At 33.8% G+C, this 18,439-nt stretch carries 16 protein-coding genes, 7 tRNA genes and 2 rRNA genes; 6 read left to right on the top strand and 19 right to left on the bottom strand.

From position 1 onward, the window contains the following. Positions 1-8: 8 nt before the first annotated feature. From RSC39_RS04760 to RSC39_RS04730, 7 genes are all read right to left on the bottom strand, one after another. Complete coding sequence (locus RSC39_RS04760) at positions 9-1,664, bottom strand: amidase domain-containing protein (protein WP_332535476.1); 1,656 nt, start codon at positions 1,662-1,664, stop codon at positions 9-11. Positions 1,665-2,272: 608 nt separating this feature from the next. Continuing rightward, positions 2,273-3,073 (bottom strand): HAD-IIB family hydrolase, encoded by an 801-nt coding sequence (locus RSC39_RS04755; RefSeq protein ID WP_332535474.1) that lies wholly within the window; start codon positions 3,071-3,073, stop codon positions 2,273-2,275. Between the two features lie 58 nt (positions 3,074-3,131). Continuing rightward, on the bottom strand, positions 3,132-4,187 hold the full coding sequence (locus RSC39_RS04750; RefSeq protein WP_332535472.1) for a glycoside hydrolase family 130 protein: 1,056 nt from the start codon (positions 4,185-4,187) through the stop codon (positions 3,132-3,134). Between the two features lie 227 nt (positions 4,188-4,414). Continuing rightward, positions 4,415-5,335: a DUF1861 family protein gene (locus tag RSC39_RS04745; RefSeq protein ID WP_332535470.1), complete on the bottom strand. Its 921-nt coding sequence runs from the start codon at positions 5,333-5,335 to the stop codon at positions 4,415-4,417. A 207-nt stretch (positions 5,336-5,542) separates the two neighbouring features. Next, on the bottom strand, positions 5,543-6,373 hold the full coding sequence (locus RSC39_RS04740; RefSeq protein ID WP_332535468.1) for a carbohydrate ABC transporter permease: 831 nt from the start codon (positions 6,371-6,373) through the stop codon (positions 5,543-5,545). Next, complete coding sequence (locus RSC39_RS04735; protein WP_332535466.1) at positions 6,360-7,238, bottom strand: sugar ABC transporter permease; 879 nt, start codon at positions 7,236-7,238, stop codon at positions 6,360-6,362. The genes RSC39_RS04740 and RSC39_RS04735 overlap by 14 nt, the downstream gene beginning before the upstream one ends. Before the next feature lie 4 nt (positions 7,239-7,242). Continuing rightward, positions 7,243-8,559: an ABC transporter substrate-binding protein gene (locus RSC39_RS04730; protein ID WP_332535464.1), complete on the bottom strand. Its 1,317-nt coding sequence runs from the start codon at positions 8,557-8,559 to the stop codon at positions 7,243-7,245. Positions 8,560-8,788: 229 nt separating this feature from the next. Here RSC39_RS04730 and RSC39_RS04725 point away from each other — a divergent pair, with 229 nt between their 5' ends. Then, positions 8,789-9,766, top strand: coding sequence for a LacI family DNA-binding transcriptional regulator (locus RSC39_RS04725; RefSeq protein ID WP_332535462.1), 978 nt, complete (start codon positions 8,789-8,791; stop codon positions 9,764-9,766). Between the two features lie 365 nt (positions 9,767-10,131). On the opposite strand, the gene RSC39_RS04720 is transcribed toward RSC39_RS04725, so the two are convergent. Both RSC39_RS04720 and RSC39_RS04715 read right to left on the bottom strand, forming a co-directional pair. After that, complete coding sequence (locus RSC39_RS04720) at positions 10,132-10,869, bottom strand: helix-turn-helix transcriptional regulator (protein WP_332535460.1); 738 nt, start codon at positions 10,867-10,869, stop codon at positions 10,132-10,134. 1 nt (position 10,870) lies between these two features. Next, a complete protein-coding gene (locus RSC39_RS04715) occupies positions 10,871-11,389 on the bottom strand; it encodes a helix-turn-helix transcriptional regulator (protein ID WP_332535458.1) in 519 nt (172 codons plus the stop codon). A 298-nt stretch (positions 11,390-11,687) separates the two neighbouring features. Between RSC39_RS04715 and RSC39_RS04710 the strand changes: the two genes are divergently transcribed. The 5 genes from RSC39_RS04710 to RSC39_RS04690 all read left to right on the top strand — a co-directional run bounded on the left by RSC39_RS04710 (position 11,688) and on the right by RSC39_RS04690 (position 15,943). After that, positions 11,688-12,149: a hypothetical protein gene (locus RSC39_RS04710; RefSeq protein ID WP_332535456.1), complete on the top strand. Its 462-nt coding sequence runs from the start codon at positions 11,688-11,690 to the stop codon at positions 12,147-12,149. Further along, entirely contained in the window at positions 12,146-12,538 is a 393-nt protein-coding gene (locus RSC39_RS04705) for a hypothetical protein (RefSeq protein ID WP_332535454.1), read from the top strand. Before RSC39_RS04710 ends, RSC39_RS04705 begins: the two co-directional genes overlap by 4 nt. 359 nt (positions 12,539-12,897) lie before the next feature. Then, positions 12,898-14,259 (top strand): Rep family protein, encoded by a 1,362-nt coding sequence (locus tag RSC39_RS04700; protein ID WP_332535452.1) that lies wholly within the window; start codon positions 12,898-12,900, stop codon positions 14,257-14,259. A gap of 83 nt (positions 14,260-14,342) precedes the next feature. Further along, positions 14,343-14,591 (top strand): DNA-binding protein, encoded by a 249-nt coding sequence (locus RSC39_RS04695; RefSeq protein ID WP_332535450.1) that lies wholly within the window; start codon positions 14,343-14,345, stop codon positions 14,589-14,591. A gap of 2 nt (positions 14,592-14,593) precedes the next feature. Then, a complete protein-coding gene (locus RSC39_RS04690; protein ID WP_332535448.1) occupies positions 14,594-15,943 on the top strand; it encodes a site-specific integrase in 1,350 nt (449 codons plus the stop codon). Positions 15,944-16,187: 244 nt separating this feature from the next. On the opposite strand, the gene RSC39_RS04685 is transcribed toward RSC39_RS04690, so the two are convergent. The 10 genes from RSC39_RS04685 to RSC39_RS04640 all read right to left on the bottom strand — a co-directional run. Then, positions 16,188-17,084, bottom strand: coding sequence for a class II fructose-bisphosphate aldolase (locus tag RSC39_RS04685; RefSeq protein WP_003131457.1), 897 nt, complete (start codon positions 17,082-17,084; stop codon positions 16,188-16,190). 160 nt (positions 17,085-17,244) lie between these two features. Beyond that, positions 17,245-17,330, bottom strand: a tRNA-Leu gene (locus tag RSC39_RS04680). Positions 17,331-17,364: 34 nt separating this feature from the next. Beyond that, positions 17,365-17,436, bottom strand: a tRNA-Gly gene (locus tag RSC39_RS04675). 25 nt (positions 17,437-17,461) lie between these two features. After that, positions 17,462-17,534, bottom strand: a tRNA-Thr gene (locus tag RSC39_RS04670). Positions 17,535-17,547: 13 nt separating this feature from the next. Then, positions 17,548-17,629: transfer RNA gene (locus RSC39_RS04665), tRNA-Leu, on the bottom strand. 9 nt (positions 17,630-17,638) lie between these two features. After that, positions 17,639-17,711 (bottom strand) — tRNA-Lys (locus tag RSC39_RS04660). A gap of 17 nt (positions 17,712-17,728) precedes the next feature. Then, positions 17,729-17,801 (bottom strand) — tRNA-Asp (locus RSC39_RS04655). A gap of 29 nt (positions 17,802-17,830) precedes the next feature. Next, positions 17,831-17,903, bottom strand: a tRNA-Val gene (locus RSC39_RS04650). A 2-nt stretch (positions 17,904-17,905) separates the two neighbouring features. Continuing rightward, a 5S ribosomal RNA gene (rrf, locus tag RSC39_RS04645) occupies positions 17,906-18,021 on the bottom strand. 83 nt (positions 18,022-18,104) lie between these two features. Further along, positions 18,105-18,439: ribosomal RNA gene (locus tag RSC39_RS04640) — 23S ribosomal RNA — on the bottom strand; the annotation flags it as partial.

Here is an 18,439-nt window from a genome sequence, read left to right as displayed (position 1 = left end):
ATTACTAATTATTTAGGTTGGATATAAGTTGCTAAAGCAGCCACTCCGGCAGAAATATGGCGTTCACTGACAATATTATTTCCTTTTACATTCATTTCAGAAACTAAAATAGAATTATCAGGATAAACTTTCTCAACAAAAGCTACATGTCCATATTCTGGACTAGAACCAGCTACACCTGGTGGGAAACTGACGGCATCCCCCTCAGTAGGAACAGTTGTCGTAAAGTAGCCTTGAGTTTGAGCATTGATACCCCATTCTCCACCATTACCCATATGAGTCCCAATTTGTCCACCAAGCTGAATAATTCGATTATAAACATATTGAGTACAGTTACCGAAAGCATAACTATCCGCTCCAGGATATTCCACCCCATTATAATCTGGATAAGTTGATGAATCTAATTTTGAAGCGACAAGTGGACTTTCTGGAATATTACTATCTAAAACTTGAGTCGTACTGTCGACATTATCATAAAAATTCAAGTTATATTCTTCAATAATTTCAATCAATTTTTGAGCATATTCAGGGTCTGTAGCAAAGATACCTTGTAAAGCTTGAGCTGCTTCTTGATAAGTTTTTGCATGAGATTTCCAAGCACCAGCGTAAATTTCTGAATTCCAAGTTGTTCCCTTAATCATTAAGTTGATATAATCATCTAAAGCTTGGTCATAGTTGCTATAAACTCTAAAACTTTGCTCAATATAATAAGGATTATTTCCAGAAAATTCTTCTGTTTCAAATGAAATTGATTTTCCTAAATAGGCACCTGTAATATTGAAAATATTAAAATATTGTTGGGTCATATTACTTTGGCCAGAACCAGATTCTAAAATCGCTTGCGCCAAGATAATTGAAGCAAATAAATTATTCTTACCTGCCAAAATGCGCACTCGATCCGCGATACTCTTAATAAAAGCTTCTGTACTAGAAGAGTCAATTTTTTCAATTGGTTTAGCTGCTTCGATTTTTTTCAATACAGGTCCACTATATACAGAGGCTGCTGAATCTGATGAAGAATAAGGAACTTGCGCTGCAGTTGACGTTTGATTATAAGAATTATTCTGATAATAATTAGAAGGCGCCGTTGTAGATGGTATTGCTGATGGCGTAGAAGGTGCTACTGGAGGCGCTTGTGTCGTTGTAGATGGTTTAGTAGCTGAATTATTATTTGATGATGAATTAGATGTACTTGGTTTTGATGATGAATCAGGTGTACTTGGTTTTGATGATGAATCAGATGTACTTGGCTTTGATGATGAATCAGATGTACTTGGCTGTGATGATGAGTCAGATGTACTTGGTTTTGATGATGAATCAGATGTACTTGGCTGTGATGATGAGTCAGATGTACTTGGTATATTTGATTGAACCCCTGTACTAATCACCTTGGAAGGCGCACTTTCAGAATCTACTGTTGAGGTGGTTTTACTTTCGGACACAATATTCGAATTCTCAAGCGTTGATGAAACACTTTCAGTAGATTTTTTTACACTTTCCTGATTATTATTATCTACTTTTGAGTTATCTACTCCTCCATTTGTATTTGAAGAAGAAAGGTCATCAGCCTTCCCAACCACACCAAACGTTGCCATACCTAAAATCAGAGCAGTACCGGCAATAAATTTTTGTTTTTTCACTCGCTTCACTTGCGTATTTACCAATGTATTTTATCCTCCATGCTTACAATATTATAATTTCAACATCATTTCTTAAAGACGCTAACATTTACAAAATTGTAACACTTTTAAACACCCAAGTCAACTTAAAGACTTTTAATTATCATATGTATCTTATATGATACATATCGCTTGAAAAATCTCTTCTATGGAGTAAATAATTTAGATATAAAAGGCTTGAAACACTTATATCGCATTCTAAACCTTAATATAATTCAGCAACTAAACCAGTTAGATATCATTTTCATAATTCTACTCTTAAATCAAAAAAAGAAACTGCCTAATAGCAATTTCTATTTTTATATTAGTTCCACAAGCAAATTAAGCTTTGTTTGCTGAATTTACCATCTCACACAACAAAAGATACTAAATAATTCTTAAACAGGAAATAGAACCTATTCCCTCGTTACTAATTCAGTTAAGTAATTTTCAATAATCCACAATGTTACTCAAAATAGTGTGGCAAATTTGAGGCAAATAGGTTAGGATGGCAGGTTACTAAAATCATTAATTATTCCTACTTTATCGTATTAAACTGTTATTTTTTTCTTACTATAGCTCTAACCTCTAGTGCATTTGTATGATTATTACTTCTAATATTTCATACCTAAAATTCCTTTTAATAGCCATTTGGTGTCCTCACAATTACTCACTTCAATTGTATCAATTCCAAATTCTTTAACTGGATAGTCATTTCCGCCAGGACGAAGCTTATCCCCAATGAATAGTATATCTTCTTTTTTAATACCTGTCTGTTCAATTAGTCTCGACATTCCGTATGATTTATCAATACCTGGCAACGTTACATCAATTGATGTTGACCCTCCAATATTCACTTGTACCCCAATAGAAGACAACTTAGTTTCAATTCTAGATACTATCTCTTTCCTTTTAGATAAATCTTGATCCCACCCATGCTTATTCTCAGGTAGAGCCCATTGTCCAAGAGCTGAATAGGTTACTTGTGAACCACGATTTTCAATAATATCACCTTTGGGATTTTCACACCAATAGCCCAAAGATCGTACTGCTGTTTCAATTTCATAAGTGATAATTCCCACTTGTTCATCTGTCAAAAAATGGGCATATTCTCTCTTCCAACCCTCTTCTTTAATTTCGTCATCTTGTAACTTAATGTTTCTATTTCCACAATATTTCCAAAATTGTGTTCCAGTCGTAGGTAAAATATAGTAGTTTTTAAAATTTATCCTAGCCCCTAGTTCATTCAGTGGTTCAATATCATTTTTCTTCATTACTTCCCAGTCGCAACCAGAAATAATACATACCTGAAAATTTTCTAAAAGTTTGCTGAAAAGAATTGCCATTTCTCTATCCATGGGTAATTTCGTAATGTTTATTGTATCATCTTGATCAAACGCTATTAGTTGTTTCATTTCTATGCTCCTCCTTTAAAAAAACAGGTACTTCAACACCTGTTTTATCTTTCATTTTTCAGTCTAACTGCTCAAGTATTTCACTAATTTTAATTCTACAGCCAGCCATCGAAGTGTCCGCAACTCCGTAGTACATCGTTAGTTCATCACCTTTAACAATTCCTCCACATCCGAAAACAACCTCACCAAAAAATCCTTCTTTCTCATATGATTCTTCGGGTACCATTATAGGTTTATCACTCTTGGCTATAACTTTTGAAGGATCCTCTAAATCAAGTAATATAGCTCCCATGCAATAGCGATTATCTTTTGTTGCCCCATGATATATTTCTAGCCAGCCTTTATCCGTCTTAATAGGAACTAGACCACCTCCAACTCTACCATTATCCCAATCTCCTTCGCTTGTCTTGATTAGATGTTTATGATTTCCCCAAGATATTAAATCTGGGCTTGTAGCAATCCAAACATCTCTTTTATTTAAATTACTAGATTCTGGACGATGTAAGGCATAATATTTATCATTAATCTTCTCTGGAAAAATTAAAATGTCTTTATTATCTGGCGCAAAAATATTACCTAGATAGTCGATACTCTCAAAATCTTTTGTTACTACAAGCGAGTCAACTATTCCTTTTGGTGAGACAGAAGTAAAATTAATATAGTATTCATCCCCAATTTGTGTGCAGCGGGCATCCTCAATCCCAAATGTCTGATACTCATTAAATGGATATATAAAAGCTTCATCGTCAATTTCAAAATTATGCCCGTCTTTACTACGCGCTATACGAATGTATGATAAAGAAGTGAGATACTCGAATCCAATCAGATCACTTCGCTTTTTAATCGTACGAGGATCTTTAAAATCATATTCAGTATCTAAAGTACTAAATTCAATTATATCAAGGCTTTGACTTTTAATATTATAAACAGGTGCCTTTACGATATTTTCAACATTACTTAGAGGCCTTTCCGCAACACGCAGAAGTAAAATTGTCTCACCTTTGTACTCTGCAACTCCAGCATTAAATGCTCCTATCACTTCATGATTTTTATGTAGGGGTGGAACATCAAGAGGAGTAATTAATGGATTTTCTTTAAATCTATATATTTTCATAAACTAACCTTTTCTACCTTATACTATTTTTTTAATATTATTTTGGAAGTCTTTCTTTAGAATTAAGATTTTTAAGCAAGAAGCTAGGATAAAGTTTGGATAAAAATTATCTTTTACTTAAAAACCCCATTATCTTTTTTTAAATAAGGTAAGTATTTTTCAAATCATTTATCACATCTCAACTTCTTAAACTTTTAATTTATTGTAAACATCACTATTTTTCATTTTTAATCCGTAAATGGATTGGGAATTATAAGTTTTTGTGCTTCAGCATCACTTGTTCCAGCATAAAGTATAGCTTGTTCTCCATCTATAACTAAGCCTCCACTAAAAACAACATCATTTAAATCCGGACGTTTCATTGGACCATCTAAAAAATCTGATCGCTCTGCAATAATTCTAGGCTTACATATATGGGTATATTTTTCATTAATTTCAAAAACAAAAGCACGATAATGCAACTTTTTACTCTTGTCTTTACTCCCAATATGACCCAAAACATGTATTTTACCATTCATAATATGAATCTCATTAGCTCCCCCCCACTCTTCATCAATAAACTGATTCTTTAGTAAATGTGCACTTTCAATGGCGCTGATAGTAAGATCTGACATGCTATTAATGACTGTACATCCTATCTTTCCAAGTCCTCCCTTATCACCTTGAGGTCGTGTCAAAATCAATATTTTCCCGTCGTTTAATTGTTTTATGCGCAAATCTTTCATTCCCCAAGGGCCTTCAAAAATTAGAACCACCTTATTAGTATCATTTAATTGATAAAATACTGTACGCCACTTAGCAACATGCTCACCTTCAAATCTAACCTCTACACCTCCTATAATAATTTGATTATCAATTATTGTTACAAAAGGATCTTGGAGTTCCAAAGCAATACTATCTTTGATAAATTCCCAAATTTTTTTCTCACTATTATACTTAAATAATCCAATATGAGAATTTTCAGAATCTCTTTTTTCAATTCTTCCAGCTAAAACAAGGTGTTTATTTAGTTGAAATGGAGCAGATATATTATAAACATCATAACCTTCTACACCCGTAAATATAAGCTTTTCAGCTTGTAACCCTATACTTAGTTTTCTATAACTACTTAATAAATTCTCTGAATTAAACATTTTTTCTTCTTTCAATATATACTAAATCAGAGTTTCAAAATTTTGATAAACATAACGTGTATCTTCAAATTAAAACTCTAATCAACTTCTTAGCACTCTATTTTTTAAAGGAAGCACTGGTTTTAAATTTTTGATGTATTAGCTTTATTAAATCAAGTTTGACTTCTACATGATTCATTGGCTTTTTTCCTTAAATCAGAACATTTACCCTGTTCTTCCACATCATTTTAATGCAAAATCCATTCCCTTTTGAAATTGTTTTGAGAATAGTAGAAATAGAATGATAATTGGGGCTGTAAGTAGTAAACTTGCGGCATACATTGGACCAGGGTACGAACCATAAGGTCCGAACATTTGCGATATCAATACATTGAGTGTGACAGTTGCATCATCTTTTGAAATAATCATGTCCCAAAGAAGAGTTGTCCAACGATCTGTATATAGCATGAGGAAAATTACCGTTGTTATAGATCGTGACATAGGTAAAATTATCTTAAATAAAATAATCCAATCATTTGCACCATCTATGCGAGCCGCTTCAATTACTGCATTAGGAATTGCTTTAAAGAAATTTGTGTACATAAATATAGCCCATAGGCTTATTGCAGTTGGTACGATCATCCCTTGATAAGAATTTATCCATCCCATTTTTGTTACAATTAAAAACTGTGGAATCAATAGAATGATTGCTGGAAAAAACATCTGAAAAATAACAAAATTTCCAATCAACTTTTTACCTTTAAATGATACTTTAGCCAAAGCATAGGCAACCATTAATGCTGTTACAATCATTAACGCTGTTGATACTGTTGTTACAAAGAAAGTATTAAACATTGCCCCAATCCACGGAACGTCTGAGGAGGTTGATGATCCACTGAACAGAAATTCCCAACTTCTTAGAGTTAGCGATGTTGGGATGATGCGCTGATTTACTTGATCCCAAGGCGCAAATGATTGTAGTAATAAATAGATATATGGAAAAATCATCATTAACATCACTATAATCGTAACAGAATAGAGCGCAGTTAGACGTTTTTTACTATTGCCACCCATTTTTTCTTCCCCACATTTCTAAAAGCTTTCGAATTACTCCAATAGAAGCAAAAGTAATAATACTTGACATAAGCGCGATTGCTGAAGCATAACCGGAGTTAAGATTTACAAAAGCTTGGCTATAAATTTCCATCTGCCAGGTATTTGTTGCAAAATCTGGTCCACCTCCAGTCAACTGATAAACTTCCGTAAAAATCCCAAAGCTAATGCCTACCGCTAAAATAGTTACTGTAAAAAAAGCGGGATATAATAATGGGAAGGTAATTTTCCAAAAACGTTGCCAAGGAGTTGTTCCATCAAGCTTTGCAGACTCATAAATTTCTGGTTGAATGTTTTGTAGACCAGATATTAGAATCAAACCGTAGTATCCAGCCATTTTCCATGCAATCATAAATGAAATTAATAGAATTGCAATAGTGGGATTACTAAACCAGTCTACCTTGACATGGAACGTATTTTCTATAAAATTAGAAAGAGGACCATTCGACGACGTAAGCCCTTTTACGATTAAAGCTGTTACAACTCCACTAGACAAGTAAGGAAGGAAAAACGCAACCATGAACATTCCTTTGAACTTAGGTAATGAGTTAACTAGAAGAGCTACTCCTAAAGATAGAAACAAAGCTATAGGGACAAATATAATAAGAAATTTATAGGTTACAAAGAAAGCTGATTGTACTGCAGGTTCCTTAATTGCCTTAATAAAATTTGATAAACCGACAAATTTTATATTAGGACTAATCATATTCCAATCTGTAAAAGCTAGCCATAGAGACCAAAATAACGGCAATAAGAAGAAAAGAGCAGTAAATATTAAGTATGGCGATGCAAACAACCACCCAAGTTTATTATTATTTTTTTGCATAACATTATTTACCTAAAATATTATTTACAGATTTTTCAGTTTCTTTTACAGCATCTGCTGCATTCATCTTCCCATTTACAACAGGAACCCACGCTTTTTCACTAAAAGCTTGTTGAATTTCACTGTATTTTGAGTTATCCATTGCAGGAATAGCATCAGGAACTGCATCTGCATATTTTTTCATCACAGGATTCTTATCAAAGTATTCCTTAAACTCTTTATTTGAAGTTGCATTTTCTGTAGCAGGAGTTAAACTTGTAGTTTTCATCCAAGCTAAGTCATTTTTACTATCTTTAAAAACATATTCCATGAAGTCCACAGCAGCTTCTTTTTCCTTTTTCGTTGCTTTTGAGTAAACAACTATCCCTTTCGAGTCAGCAAAAGTCTTGATATTAGATTTATCTGTTCCATCTGGTGCCGGTGGCATTGTTATATCATAAGTCTTTCCGTATTGTAATTTAGGAAATGACTCATGCCAGTATGGGAAATTCCACGACCCAGTTGCTGAAGCTAGAGATAATCCTTTTTCAAAAGGAGATTCAGTTTTATCAGTGTTCAACGCTCCTACTTTAGAAAGGTCACTCATAAATCCATAAACTTGAGAAAGAGATTTTGAATTAGCTTTATATTCATTATTTGAAACAAATTGACTTCCATTACTTGCAGCATTATAAAGTAAGAAGAAATCAAACCAACGTTGGTACCCGGTAGTATTTGTTAAATTTGGTGATTGCCAAATTACTTTTTTTGAATTCTCTTCTTTCATTTTTTTTGCAACAGCTTCAACCTCTGAATAGGTGGTAGGAGATTTATCAAAACCTAATTTCTTAAGTTCCACCGTATTCCATGCAAACATCATTGGATTAACATAAATTGGAAAAACATATTCATTTCCACCTGAAAACTCCCAATTTTTCATTGTTTTTGACATATTTCTCTTATTAACGAGGTCCTCAAATCCTTTTTCTTTTTGAAGTGGAATAATGGCTTTACTATCTGCTAATTGCGCAGCAAATGAGCGTGAAATATTTTCAGACATTGTGGGTTGCGTATTTGAGGCAATTGCTGCTTGTATGGTGGCTTCAGATGTTGGACTTTCCTTCATTTGTGATACTTTAATGGTAATATCAGGATTGGCCTTTTCATAATCTTTAGCCATATTTTGCCAAAACTTATATTGTGTAGGATTTGTGGCTGCCCAAAAAGTGATTGTAGTTTTACCATCTTTACTTGCATTATTTCCTGATTTCCCACAAGCAGTTAGTCCTCCTACCCCTGCTAAAACAATTGCTGAGCCAATAACTATTTTTCTTAAGTTCATTCCAGAACCTCCTTTTATAATACTTCTAATATTTTAAAATTCAATTTTTAAAAATTAGTAAGCGTTTTCCTTTACAACATTAGTTTATCTAAATTATTTTAATTTGTAAAGTTATTTATTGACTAATTACAAAAAATTACTTTTTGATTTTTAGACATATATATCCTTTGTAATCAGCCTTTTAAAAGTATATAATCATATTAACTATAAATATTGTAAGGTGAATATAATGAAACAGATATCTATGCAAACAATAGCAGATGCCCTTGATATATCAAAAAATTCCGTTTCACAGGCTTTGAGAAATGAAAATGGGGTGAGTGAAGAAACTAAATTATTAGTAAGAGAAAAAGCTGAAGAATTAGGATATAGGTATATAAAACAAAACAGAAAAGAAAAAGGTCGATTTCTTATTTTAGCAACTGACTTTGCTTTTTCTCAAGTGAGTTTTTTTGATAAAATTATCCGAAGTATTGAATATAATTTGTCTAGTGAAAAATATCTTACAGAAAGAGTAATAGTAACAGAAGATATGATAGATAATAAAATACTTCCTAACGAGCTTTTAAAATGTGATGGGCTATTTGTCATATCACATATTACTAATGATTACATATCTCTTCTAACTCAACAAGGAATTCCTTGCATCATTGTAGACCACCATAATCAGGCATTCTTGGCAGATTGTATTTTAACTAACAATACATACGGTGCTAACGAAGCAGTTAAGTATTTGATCAGTCATAATAATAAAAATATTGGTTTCATAGGAGATATAAATTTTTCCCCTTCTTACTATGAACGCTACAGGGGGTACATCCAAACTCTTGAAGATTTTAAACTCCCAGCTAAACCTGAATATCAAATTACTGAAATTGAAGAAAATCAAGCTATACTCTTCTCCAAATTAAAAAAAATTAAAACAATGCCCGATGCATGGTTCTGTGTAAACTCTGGACTAGCATATATTCTTAACTATTACCTACAGTCTGAAGGCTATAATGTCCCAAAGGATGTTAATATTATCTGCTTCGATAACACGGAATTTACACAAATTTCAAATCCTAAACTTACTAATGTAAGTACAAATCTAGAATTTATGGGTAAGCAGGCAGCACTATCCATGTTGGAACGTCTTAAAAATCCAAATTCACCTTTTATAATAAAACAGATTATGCCTTCGCTTGTTATTCTAGGTTCAGTGTAAGTTAGTGAATCTATTAAAATAACTTACGTAATTTAGCGAAAGACTTGTAGATTTTAAAATTTATAGCATAAGAAAACCACTACATTGATATAGTGGTTTTTATTAGTTAAACATTGAAAGCATTTTTATTACCTGTTTTCAATTTTTTCATATAAAAAAATATTATTTTAATAGTATTTTTGAAAAAATAGGTTAGCTAAGATAAGTATTATTTTATTCATAAATTAATAATATATTTAGGATTTCTAATAGATTAAGCATTTGACATAACTTTTCCATTAGCTCATGAGATTGGTTTATATAATGAATCACAGAAAACAATTTCTTAAATTCAGGGTCCTTAAACTCTTCTTTTTTCACTGCAATTAAGATAACTCATCAGTTTCTTTTTGTTCTATTTCTTCTAAGTTAAAAGCAAAACTTCTTCCACTACTCGTTTCAGCAATTCCTCGTGAACCAATCCGTGCTTTACGAACTTCCACATTTGGAGCTTCTTCAAGAACTTCTAATATTAATTTTTCTTGCTTTTCAAATTCTTCTTTTGTAATAGTATGGTTTGATAATTGTTCTGATAGCTTATCTAAACTTCCTCGAAAAATTTGATAGAAACGCTCTTTTCCTTCTTTATCAAATTTTTCGAACTTTGGGGAAGCATCAGCCTTTGCCATTAAATAATTTAATGAAGTTCCTAACTCCCAAGCTACTTTTTTCAATTGAGCATCAGTTGGCTTACTTTCTCCCATTTCCCAATTAGCATATTCTTCTTCAGATACTCCCACTTTAGAGGCAACTTCACCAATTTCTAACTTTTGCTGTGAACGTTGGTATTTCATTCTATAAGCAAGTGTTCTAGTTTCCAATTCTGACATTCCAAAAAGTTGACCCAGAGGGCTTTTGTGAAAATTTTTTTGTTTCAAGGCAAGTCTCATAGAGTCATATAGAGGCCTATTTTCTTCGGCTATTTCTGGTTCATGTCCGAATCCGTTTGTAAATATTTCCTCCATTAAATCAAATAATTCATCTTGCTCATAAACTTCTCCTGTACTCTCATCAACAACATACAATCCTCGTTCTTCATTCCAATGTTCTCCTAACATTCTCATATTATTGCTCCTCTCTTGAATTTTTATAAACCCTCTGTTTTTCTACAACTTCTTTATTCTTCGAATCCTCATAAATTTTTTCAATATTCAGTTGATTAAGTAATGAAAATAAATAATGATTGAGTGATTCATAGAGAATATGACGCTTTTCTTTCTGAACGACCTCCATAATTTGTTTAACAAGTCCAACTAAAACATTTTGAACTTCTTGTTCATCTGTCGTATTTTGAATACCCCGAATGTTATCAAGTACTTTTATTTCATTTATCACATTATGAGTCACAAAGTCAATCCCTTGCGAATGTTTTAGGCGTTCAGTATCATCTGAAAAAAGTTCTGTCGCATTGGTTCTTAAAATGAGACTAAGTTTTTCCAAATTAGAAAAAGAAGGGAAGCTTACCCCACGTTCTATTTTAGAAATTGCTCCGATGCTAATCTCTAATTCATCTGCTAGGTCTTGTTGTGAAAGGTTATTCTTCACACGTAAGGTTTTTATATTTTTCCCAAGATTCTCAATCATTTTATTATATAGTCCTTTTAGTTCTATTTGAAAAAGAAATAAATACTTTTTTATTGACAAATAGCATTTTTGATGTTATATTATAAAAACAGTAGATAAAACTTTAAGTGTTAGTTATACATTTTTAATCTATTATAGCATATTTAATTAGTACTTAAAAGATTTTTATCACAAGAAAGGAGAATTTGAGTATGAACGACCCACCAATAATAAAAAAATCGTCTTCGCTGGCAGGCTAAAAGACGACTTAATAAAATTTACAACCCAATTATAACATACTGACCTTTGAAAATTAAATATGAGAGAGTATATTAATATGGATATTCAAACCCTTGCTCATGACTTGGGCAAATCTGTTTCCACTCTTAAACGTTGGAAAAAACAAATTGAACATCTAGCAAAATATGAATTTGAAGAAAAAACTGTGGAAATTGGAAGAAATCAGATGCAAAAAGTCCCTGACTTCGATTCAGAAGAAGTAAGATGTTTCCAAAAAATGGCACAATTAATTGATTATAAAGGTTTAGAACAAACTGTATTCGAAGTCTGGGGAAATGCACAACTTCTGACCTTAGAACATATCCAAGGCAAGCATAATCACTTAGCACAAGCTTTTATCAACTATCGATTACAAACAAAAAAACAAATTGATTTGCTAAAAAAAGAAAATCAGTCACTAAAAACAGGACTTGATACTCTAACGCAAGAATTTAGAGCTTATCAAGAAAACAATAAAAAGAAAAAAGGACTATTTAAATGAATAATAATAAATTAACACTCAATGACAATACTGTAAAACTTGGTGGAGTTAACCTTGATAAAAATAACTTCGATATCCCTAAAAAATTTAAGGTCAATTTTGCAAAATCTCGCTTTTCAAAAGACGGGAATAAAGCTGTTTTACAAGCACTTGATGCCGGAACGGCGCTCGTATTAGAACGAGCTGGTGTTGACCTTTCACAGTTAAAACCTATCACAATTGAGGTCTATAGTGGACTAGATGAACTTCAAGACTACAAAGAGGAAGAAAAAGAAGCCGTTATTGAATGTACAAATCCACAAGTTCGATTACTTTGGGATATGGGAATGAGTTCTTGGCGAGGTGTTAAACTCGTAACTGATAAAATCACTTTATCTAAAGGCGAATGACTACCACAGGATGTGTGAATGCGACAAGCCATGGGGGATGCCTGACGTCTGCGAAGCACAAGACGAGTAGGGCAGACCACATGGGAGACGCTGGCGAATGAACAAAACAGCCTGTGGAAGTCATGCCCTAGAGAAGATAAAAATGTGCTTACCTAGACAGTTTTCTACGTGCACATCATTTTAGGGCTTGTCAACAAAATGGTGTAACCCCAAACACACCAACACTTAACAGCACTTTGTCAATTTCAACCTTCCTAATAAAATCTCCACTTTTTACTGTCTAGATCACTGGCAAGGTAAATCTAGCTAGACACTTTTACCCTTTTACCTAGACATTTTTATTAAGAAAGAAATTCCATATGGAAGACAAACGAATTAAACAATTTGTTTTTGAACAACAATTAAAAGCAGAATATTGGAATTGGGAAGAAGATAAACTAAAGCTTTTTGATGATTGGAAAGAAAACAAATCCCTTATTTTTGAAGAAATCTATCATCGACTCAAAACATTAGAGTCGGAAAAAGTTAAATTAGAATGTATTGCGCTTATTGTTCACTACTTAGACAAGAATGATTTAAACGAATTCATCTTTCCTCATGTTCATCTCTACGGTAGATACTCTGACAAACGAACCCTCGCTAGAATTGCAAAAATACTGGGTATTAAAGAGCAGTATATTGAAATTCCTAAAAATGGGAACAAGTATTTTGAAGAAAATCAACTCGCTTATCTTACACATGCTCAACAACCAGATAAATACCAATACCCCACTCATGAAGTCGAAACCTTTGGAACACTTGATTATTCAAATTTTATTTTAATCAATACTAAAAAATTTGAGAAACAAAGTGCCACGGTCAAAAGAAAGCGAACCGATGAAAGTTTAGATTTAATTAATCAGCAAATCTTAAAAGGCAAACTTTTCCTTGAAGATATCTTAGCAGATGATGATTTATTTCTCCTTTACAGTAATCATAAGCTACAATTTAAACAAGCTTTTGATTCTTACGCTGAAAGACTAGCTTTTAAAAATTTAAAAGATTTAACCACAGGAAAATATAAATTAACAGTCATGTACTTTCAAGGAAAAAGCTCACTTGGAAAGTCCTATCTTGCAAGAACAATTGCTCAAAAAGTACGAGAATATGCGAAAGAAAATAAGTTTAAAAGTCGTATCTACTCCGCTTCTTCTTCTAATCCTTTTGATGACTATTACGGAGAAGATATTATCCTATTAGACGATATCCGCCCCGATTCTTTACGAAAGGCAGACTGGCTTAAACTCTTAGACCCGATTAACACTTCTCGAATGTCTGCTCGATTCACTAATAAGCAAGTGGTGCCTAGGCTGATATTGATTACTAATACACAACTTCCAGAACAGTTCTTTAATATTTTTAAAGATGAAGCATTAGACCAATATATCAGACGGATTAACTTTTGTACAAACCTCTCTGAAAAGCAACAAGGCAAAGGTTATGAGGGTGGCGTTTATTACCAACTCTCACAAACCAAACGCTTATTCTCTCCAAAAGTAAGAAATATTAGTACTTATGAGAAAGAAGAAGTTAACTTTGATTTAGAAGCAATCTTTTCAACAGACAATCAAAATGAATTTACTGAAAAACTCTTAAATCAATATCTCTTACCTAGAATATATCCAAAAACTGAGAACGATTTTGATTTTCTAAAACCAAAAATTATAACAAAAGAGTCCTAAAAAGGACTCCCATAGTTTTGGTAAGCACAAACTTTAGTCGGATAAGTGCTTACCTACATTTTAACACAAATGAGGTAGTAAATATGATAAATATAAAATATATTCCCGTTGAAAACTGTCTGGCGGAGTGGGGAAATAAATCAGCTGTACTCAAAAGATTTGATGGCTTAAAAATAAAGACCCTTGATTCATATCTCACAGCAATGAGAAATGACCCTAAATACAAACAATATGTAATTAATCCAAGTCAAAAGATAGTATGGATTAATTTTGAAGGCTTATTAAAGTTTTTATATTATAAACAAGAACATCGTTACAAAAGGAGTGCTTGAAAATGAATAATATAAAAATTAGTAACATACTACAAAAAGCTGTTAAAGCTTCCAATAAGAAAGAATTTATTGAGGTAAAATTTCGTTCAAGTTTTAAACATCCATTGACAAATAAAAGAAGGGAATTTCTTTCAGAATGGTATTTAATCAAGGAAAAATATGAAAAAACTGGAAAAATATTTATTTCAAACCAGCTAAAAAGCATTATTCAACGTGATATGCAAAATTTAGCAAACGAAATCTATCAAAATATTACTAAATTCTCTCTACATTCAACAGAAAATATAAATTTTAAAACAATTTGGAATGAATGGGAAAATGATAGAATTCAAAAAAAGAAAGTCGCTCCCAAAACTTTAGCAGGAGAAAATGGTAGATTTAAAAATCACTTATTAAAATATATCCCTTCTGAAAGTAAATTAGAAAATATTCGTTCTGAATTAATCCAAAGTATGTTAGATACTTATTATCCTTTAGGAAATAAAAAAAGAATTGCTCAATCCTTAAAATCTGATTTGAGTTCTATCTATAAATTTGCTATTAAGAAAAACTATATATTACCTGAACAAAATCCAATGCCTTATGTCACAGTTGAAGAAAAAGGATTGAACGAACAACTTGAACAACTTAAAAATAAGGATATTGAAAATCATTACTTGGAAAGAAATGAATTGAATGAAGTCCTATCCATTGTCAGAAAACATAATAGTCAGTATGCTCGGATTCTTGAATTTCAGGTATTAACTGGAATGCGTATTGGAGAAGTCCTTGGACTTAAAACCTCTGCTATCTCTTTTGACACTGGTAAAGTTAAGATTGAGCGAACTCGTGCAACATACGGGGGAGCATCGAAAGATAATTATGAAGGAGATGTAAAAAATAAACAAAGTTATCGTACAATTAGGCTATCAAAGAAAGCTCTGCTTCTACTTCAAGAAGAAATAGAAATTAATCAATACCACATAATTGGTAATCCTGACTACCGAGATAACAATTGGATATTTTCTTCAAAAAGTTTTTACAAAACTGATTTCAATGGTACCCCTCTCCATTACTCTGTAATCAATAATTTTCTTAATTCATCTGAAACAGGAAAAATTACTAAAACAGGGCATGTCAAAAAAGTTGGGATAAACATTGATAATCAACTTACATTCAAAAAGCACATAAGTACTCACATCTTTCGGCACACATTTGTTAGCCACATGGCTGAAAAAAATGTTCCACTTCTTGCAATTCAGCGATACATCGGTCACAAGTCTGGAAGCAAAATCACAGAAGAAATCTACACACACATCACAAAGAAAACAAGTGACACAATAACAGAATCTATAGACACACTTATTGATTAATATTTATAGGACTTATCAAATAAGATATGTCCTATTTTTTGTAGCTAAATGCGGTAAGTATCATCTTACTACAAACTAGAAGAATAAAGAGTACTCAATATTTGAATAATATCCCTTACAAAATATGCGTTTTATAATTGATGTCAAGCGAAATACTAAAAGCTGTGGCAAATAAGTGGCAAACTATCAAAAAAACGCCTGTCACAAGTGACAAACGTTTATTTAATCATGTTTTATAAGCTGATTAAGCTTTGTTTGCTGAACCGAATACGTCGATACGTTCTTCAACAGACGCAGTAATTGCATCGAAACCAGGTTTCAAGAATTTACGTGGGTCAAAGAGTTTTTTCTTCATGTATTCTGCTTCATTTGCGTCAAATTCATTAACGAATTTACGAGTAGCAGCTGCGAAAGCAAGTTGGCATTCAGTGTTAACGTTAACTTTAGCTACACCGTTAGCGATGGCTTCTCTGATTTGATCATCAGGAATACCAGAACCACCGTGAAGTACGATTGGCACATTGTGTCCCATAGCTTCAACAAGTGCTTTGTTCAATTTTTCAAGGTGATCGATGTGAAGACCTTTCCAGTTTTCTGGGTAAGGACCGTGGATGTTACCGATACCTGCTGCAAGGAAGTCAACACCAAGTTTAGCCATTGCAACCGCATCATCGATAGGAGCAAGTTCACCTTCACCAACGATACCGTCTTCTTCACCACCAATTGAACCAACTTCACACTCAACTGAAATGCCTTTAGCATGAGCTTTAGCGATAACTTCTTCAGCAAGTTTAAGGTTTTCTTCGATTGGAAGATGTGAGCCGTCAAACATCAATGATGAGTAACCAACTTCGATACATTCCAAAGCATCATCAAAATGACCGTGGTCAAGATGAATAGCAACTGGAACTGTGATTCCCATTGATTCTACAAGAGTTTCAATGAGGAGTTTACACATTTTGTAACCACCCATGTATTTAGCCGCACCCATAGAAGTTTGGATCAATACTGGAGTCTTTTTAGCTTCTGCTGCGCGCAAGATAGCTTGAGTCCATTCAAGGTTGTTTGTGTTGAAACCACCGATAGCGTATCCGTTATCACGAGCGGCTTGTACGAATTTTTCTGCTGAAACGATTGCCATTTCAAAATTCCTCCGAATATTTTTTTACCTACCTAGTATAGCATTTTGTGAAGTTTTTTTCTAGTCCAAGCTCACAAAAATCCAAAGTAACCGCTTTATTAAGCCATTCTTAAAGAAAAATAAAAAAAGATTAATAGCTAAAACTATTAATCTTACCATATCCCGAGGACCGGTTTCGAACCGGTACGAAGGTTACCCCTCGCAGGATTTTAAGTCCTGTGCGTCTGCCAGTTCCGCCACCCCGGGTATTATACAAAAACTCCCGTAGGGAGATTTATCAAGCGAACGACGAGATTCGAACTCGCGACCCCAACCATGGCAAGGTTGTGTTCTACCCCTGAACTACGTTCGCACTTAAACTTTGTGTCTTACGACAATGCCGACTACATGATTCGAACACGCGACCCTCTGATTACAAATCAGATGCTCTACCAACTGAGCTAAGTCGGCTAATAACCTAGTATGCGGATGAAGGGACTTGAACCCCCACGCCGTTAAGCGCTAGATCCTAAATCTAGTGCGTCTGCCAATTCCGCCACATCCGCTAGGAATTATGACCCGTGCTGGGCTCGAACCAGCGACCCTTTGATTAAAAGTCAAATGCTCTACCAACTGAGCTAACGAGTCATTAGTATTACTACTAACGGTTCTGACGGGAATCGAACCCGCGATCTTCGCCGTGACAGGGCGACGTGATAACCGCTACACTACAGAACCTTTATTCAATTAATGGCTGAAACAACCAATGGGAGTTAACGGGATCGAACCGCTGACCCTCTGCTTGTAAGGCAGATGCTCTCCCAGCTGAGCTAAACTCCCAAACTTGGCCACTCGCATATCTCCCAGGGGGCAACCCCCAAGTACTTCCGCCGTAGATGGACTTAACTTCTGTGTTCGACATGGGAACAGGTGTATCTCCATCGCAATGATGACCAAATCATTAAATGTTACTTTGAACATTCAAAACTAAATAACAATTCTTCTAACTTCTAAACCATAAGCATTTTATATTTGACTCTTTTGGTAAAGTCCTCGAGCGATTAGTACTGGTCCGCTCCAAGTCTCGCAACTCTTCCACTTCCAGCCTATCTACCAGATCATCTCTCTGGGCTCTTAATTCTTACGAATGGGTAATCTCATCTTGAGGTGGGCTTCGCACTTAGATGCTTTCAGCGCTTAGCCCTGCCCTACAGAGCTATCCAGCCGTGCTCCTGGCGGAACAACTGGTACACCAGCGGTAAGTCCATCCCGGTCCTCTCGTACTAAGGACAGATCCTCTCAAATTACCTACGCCCGCGACGGATAGGGACCGAACGGTCTCACGACGTTCAGAACCCAGCTCGCGTGCCGCTTTA

The sequence above is a fragment of the Lactococcus sp. genome, from assembly GCF_036648155.1.
Classification (GTDB): domain Bacteria; phylum Bacillota; class Bacilli; order Lactobacillales; family Streptococcaceae; genus Lactococcus; species Lactococcus cremoris.
The sequence above is the reverse complement of the archived record's forward strand: the minus strand, read 5'-3'. Positions and strand labels throughout refer to the sequence as shown.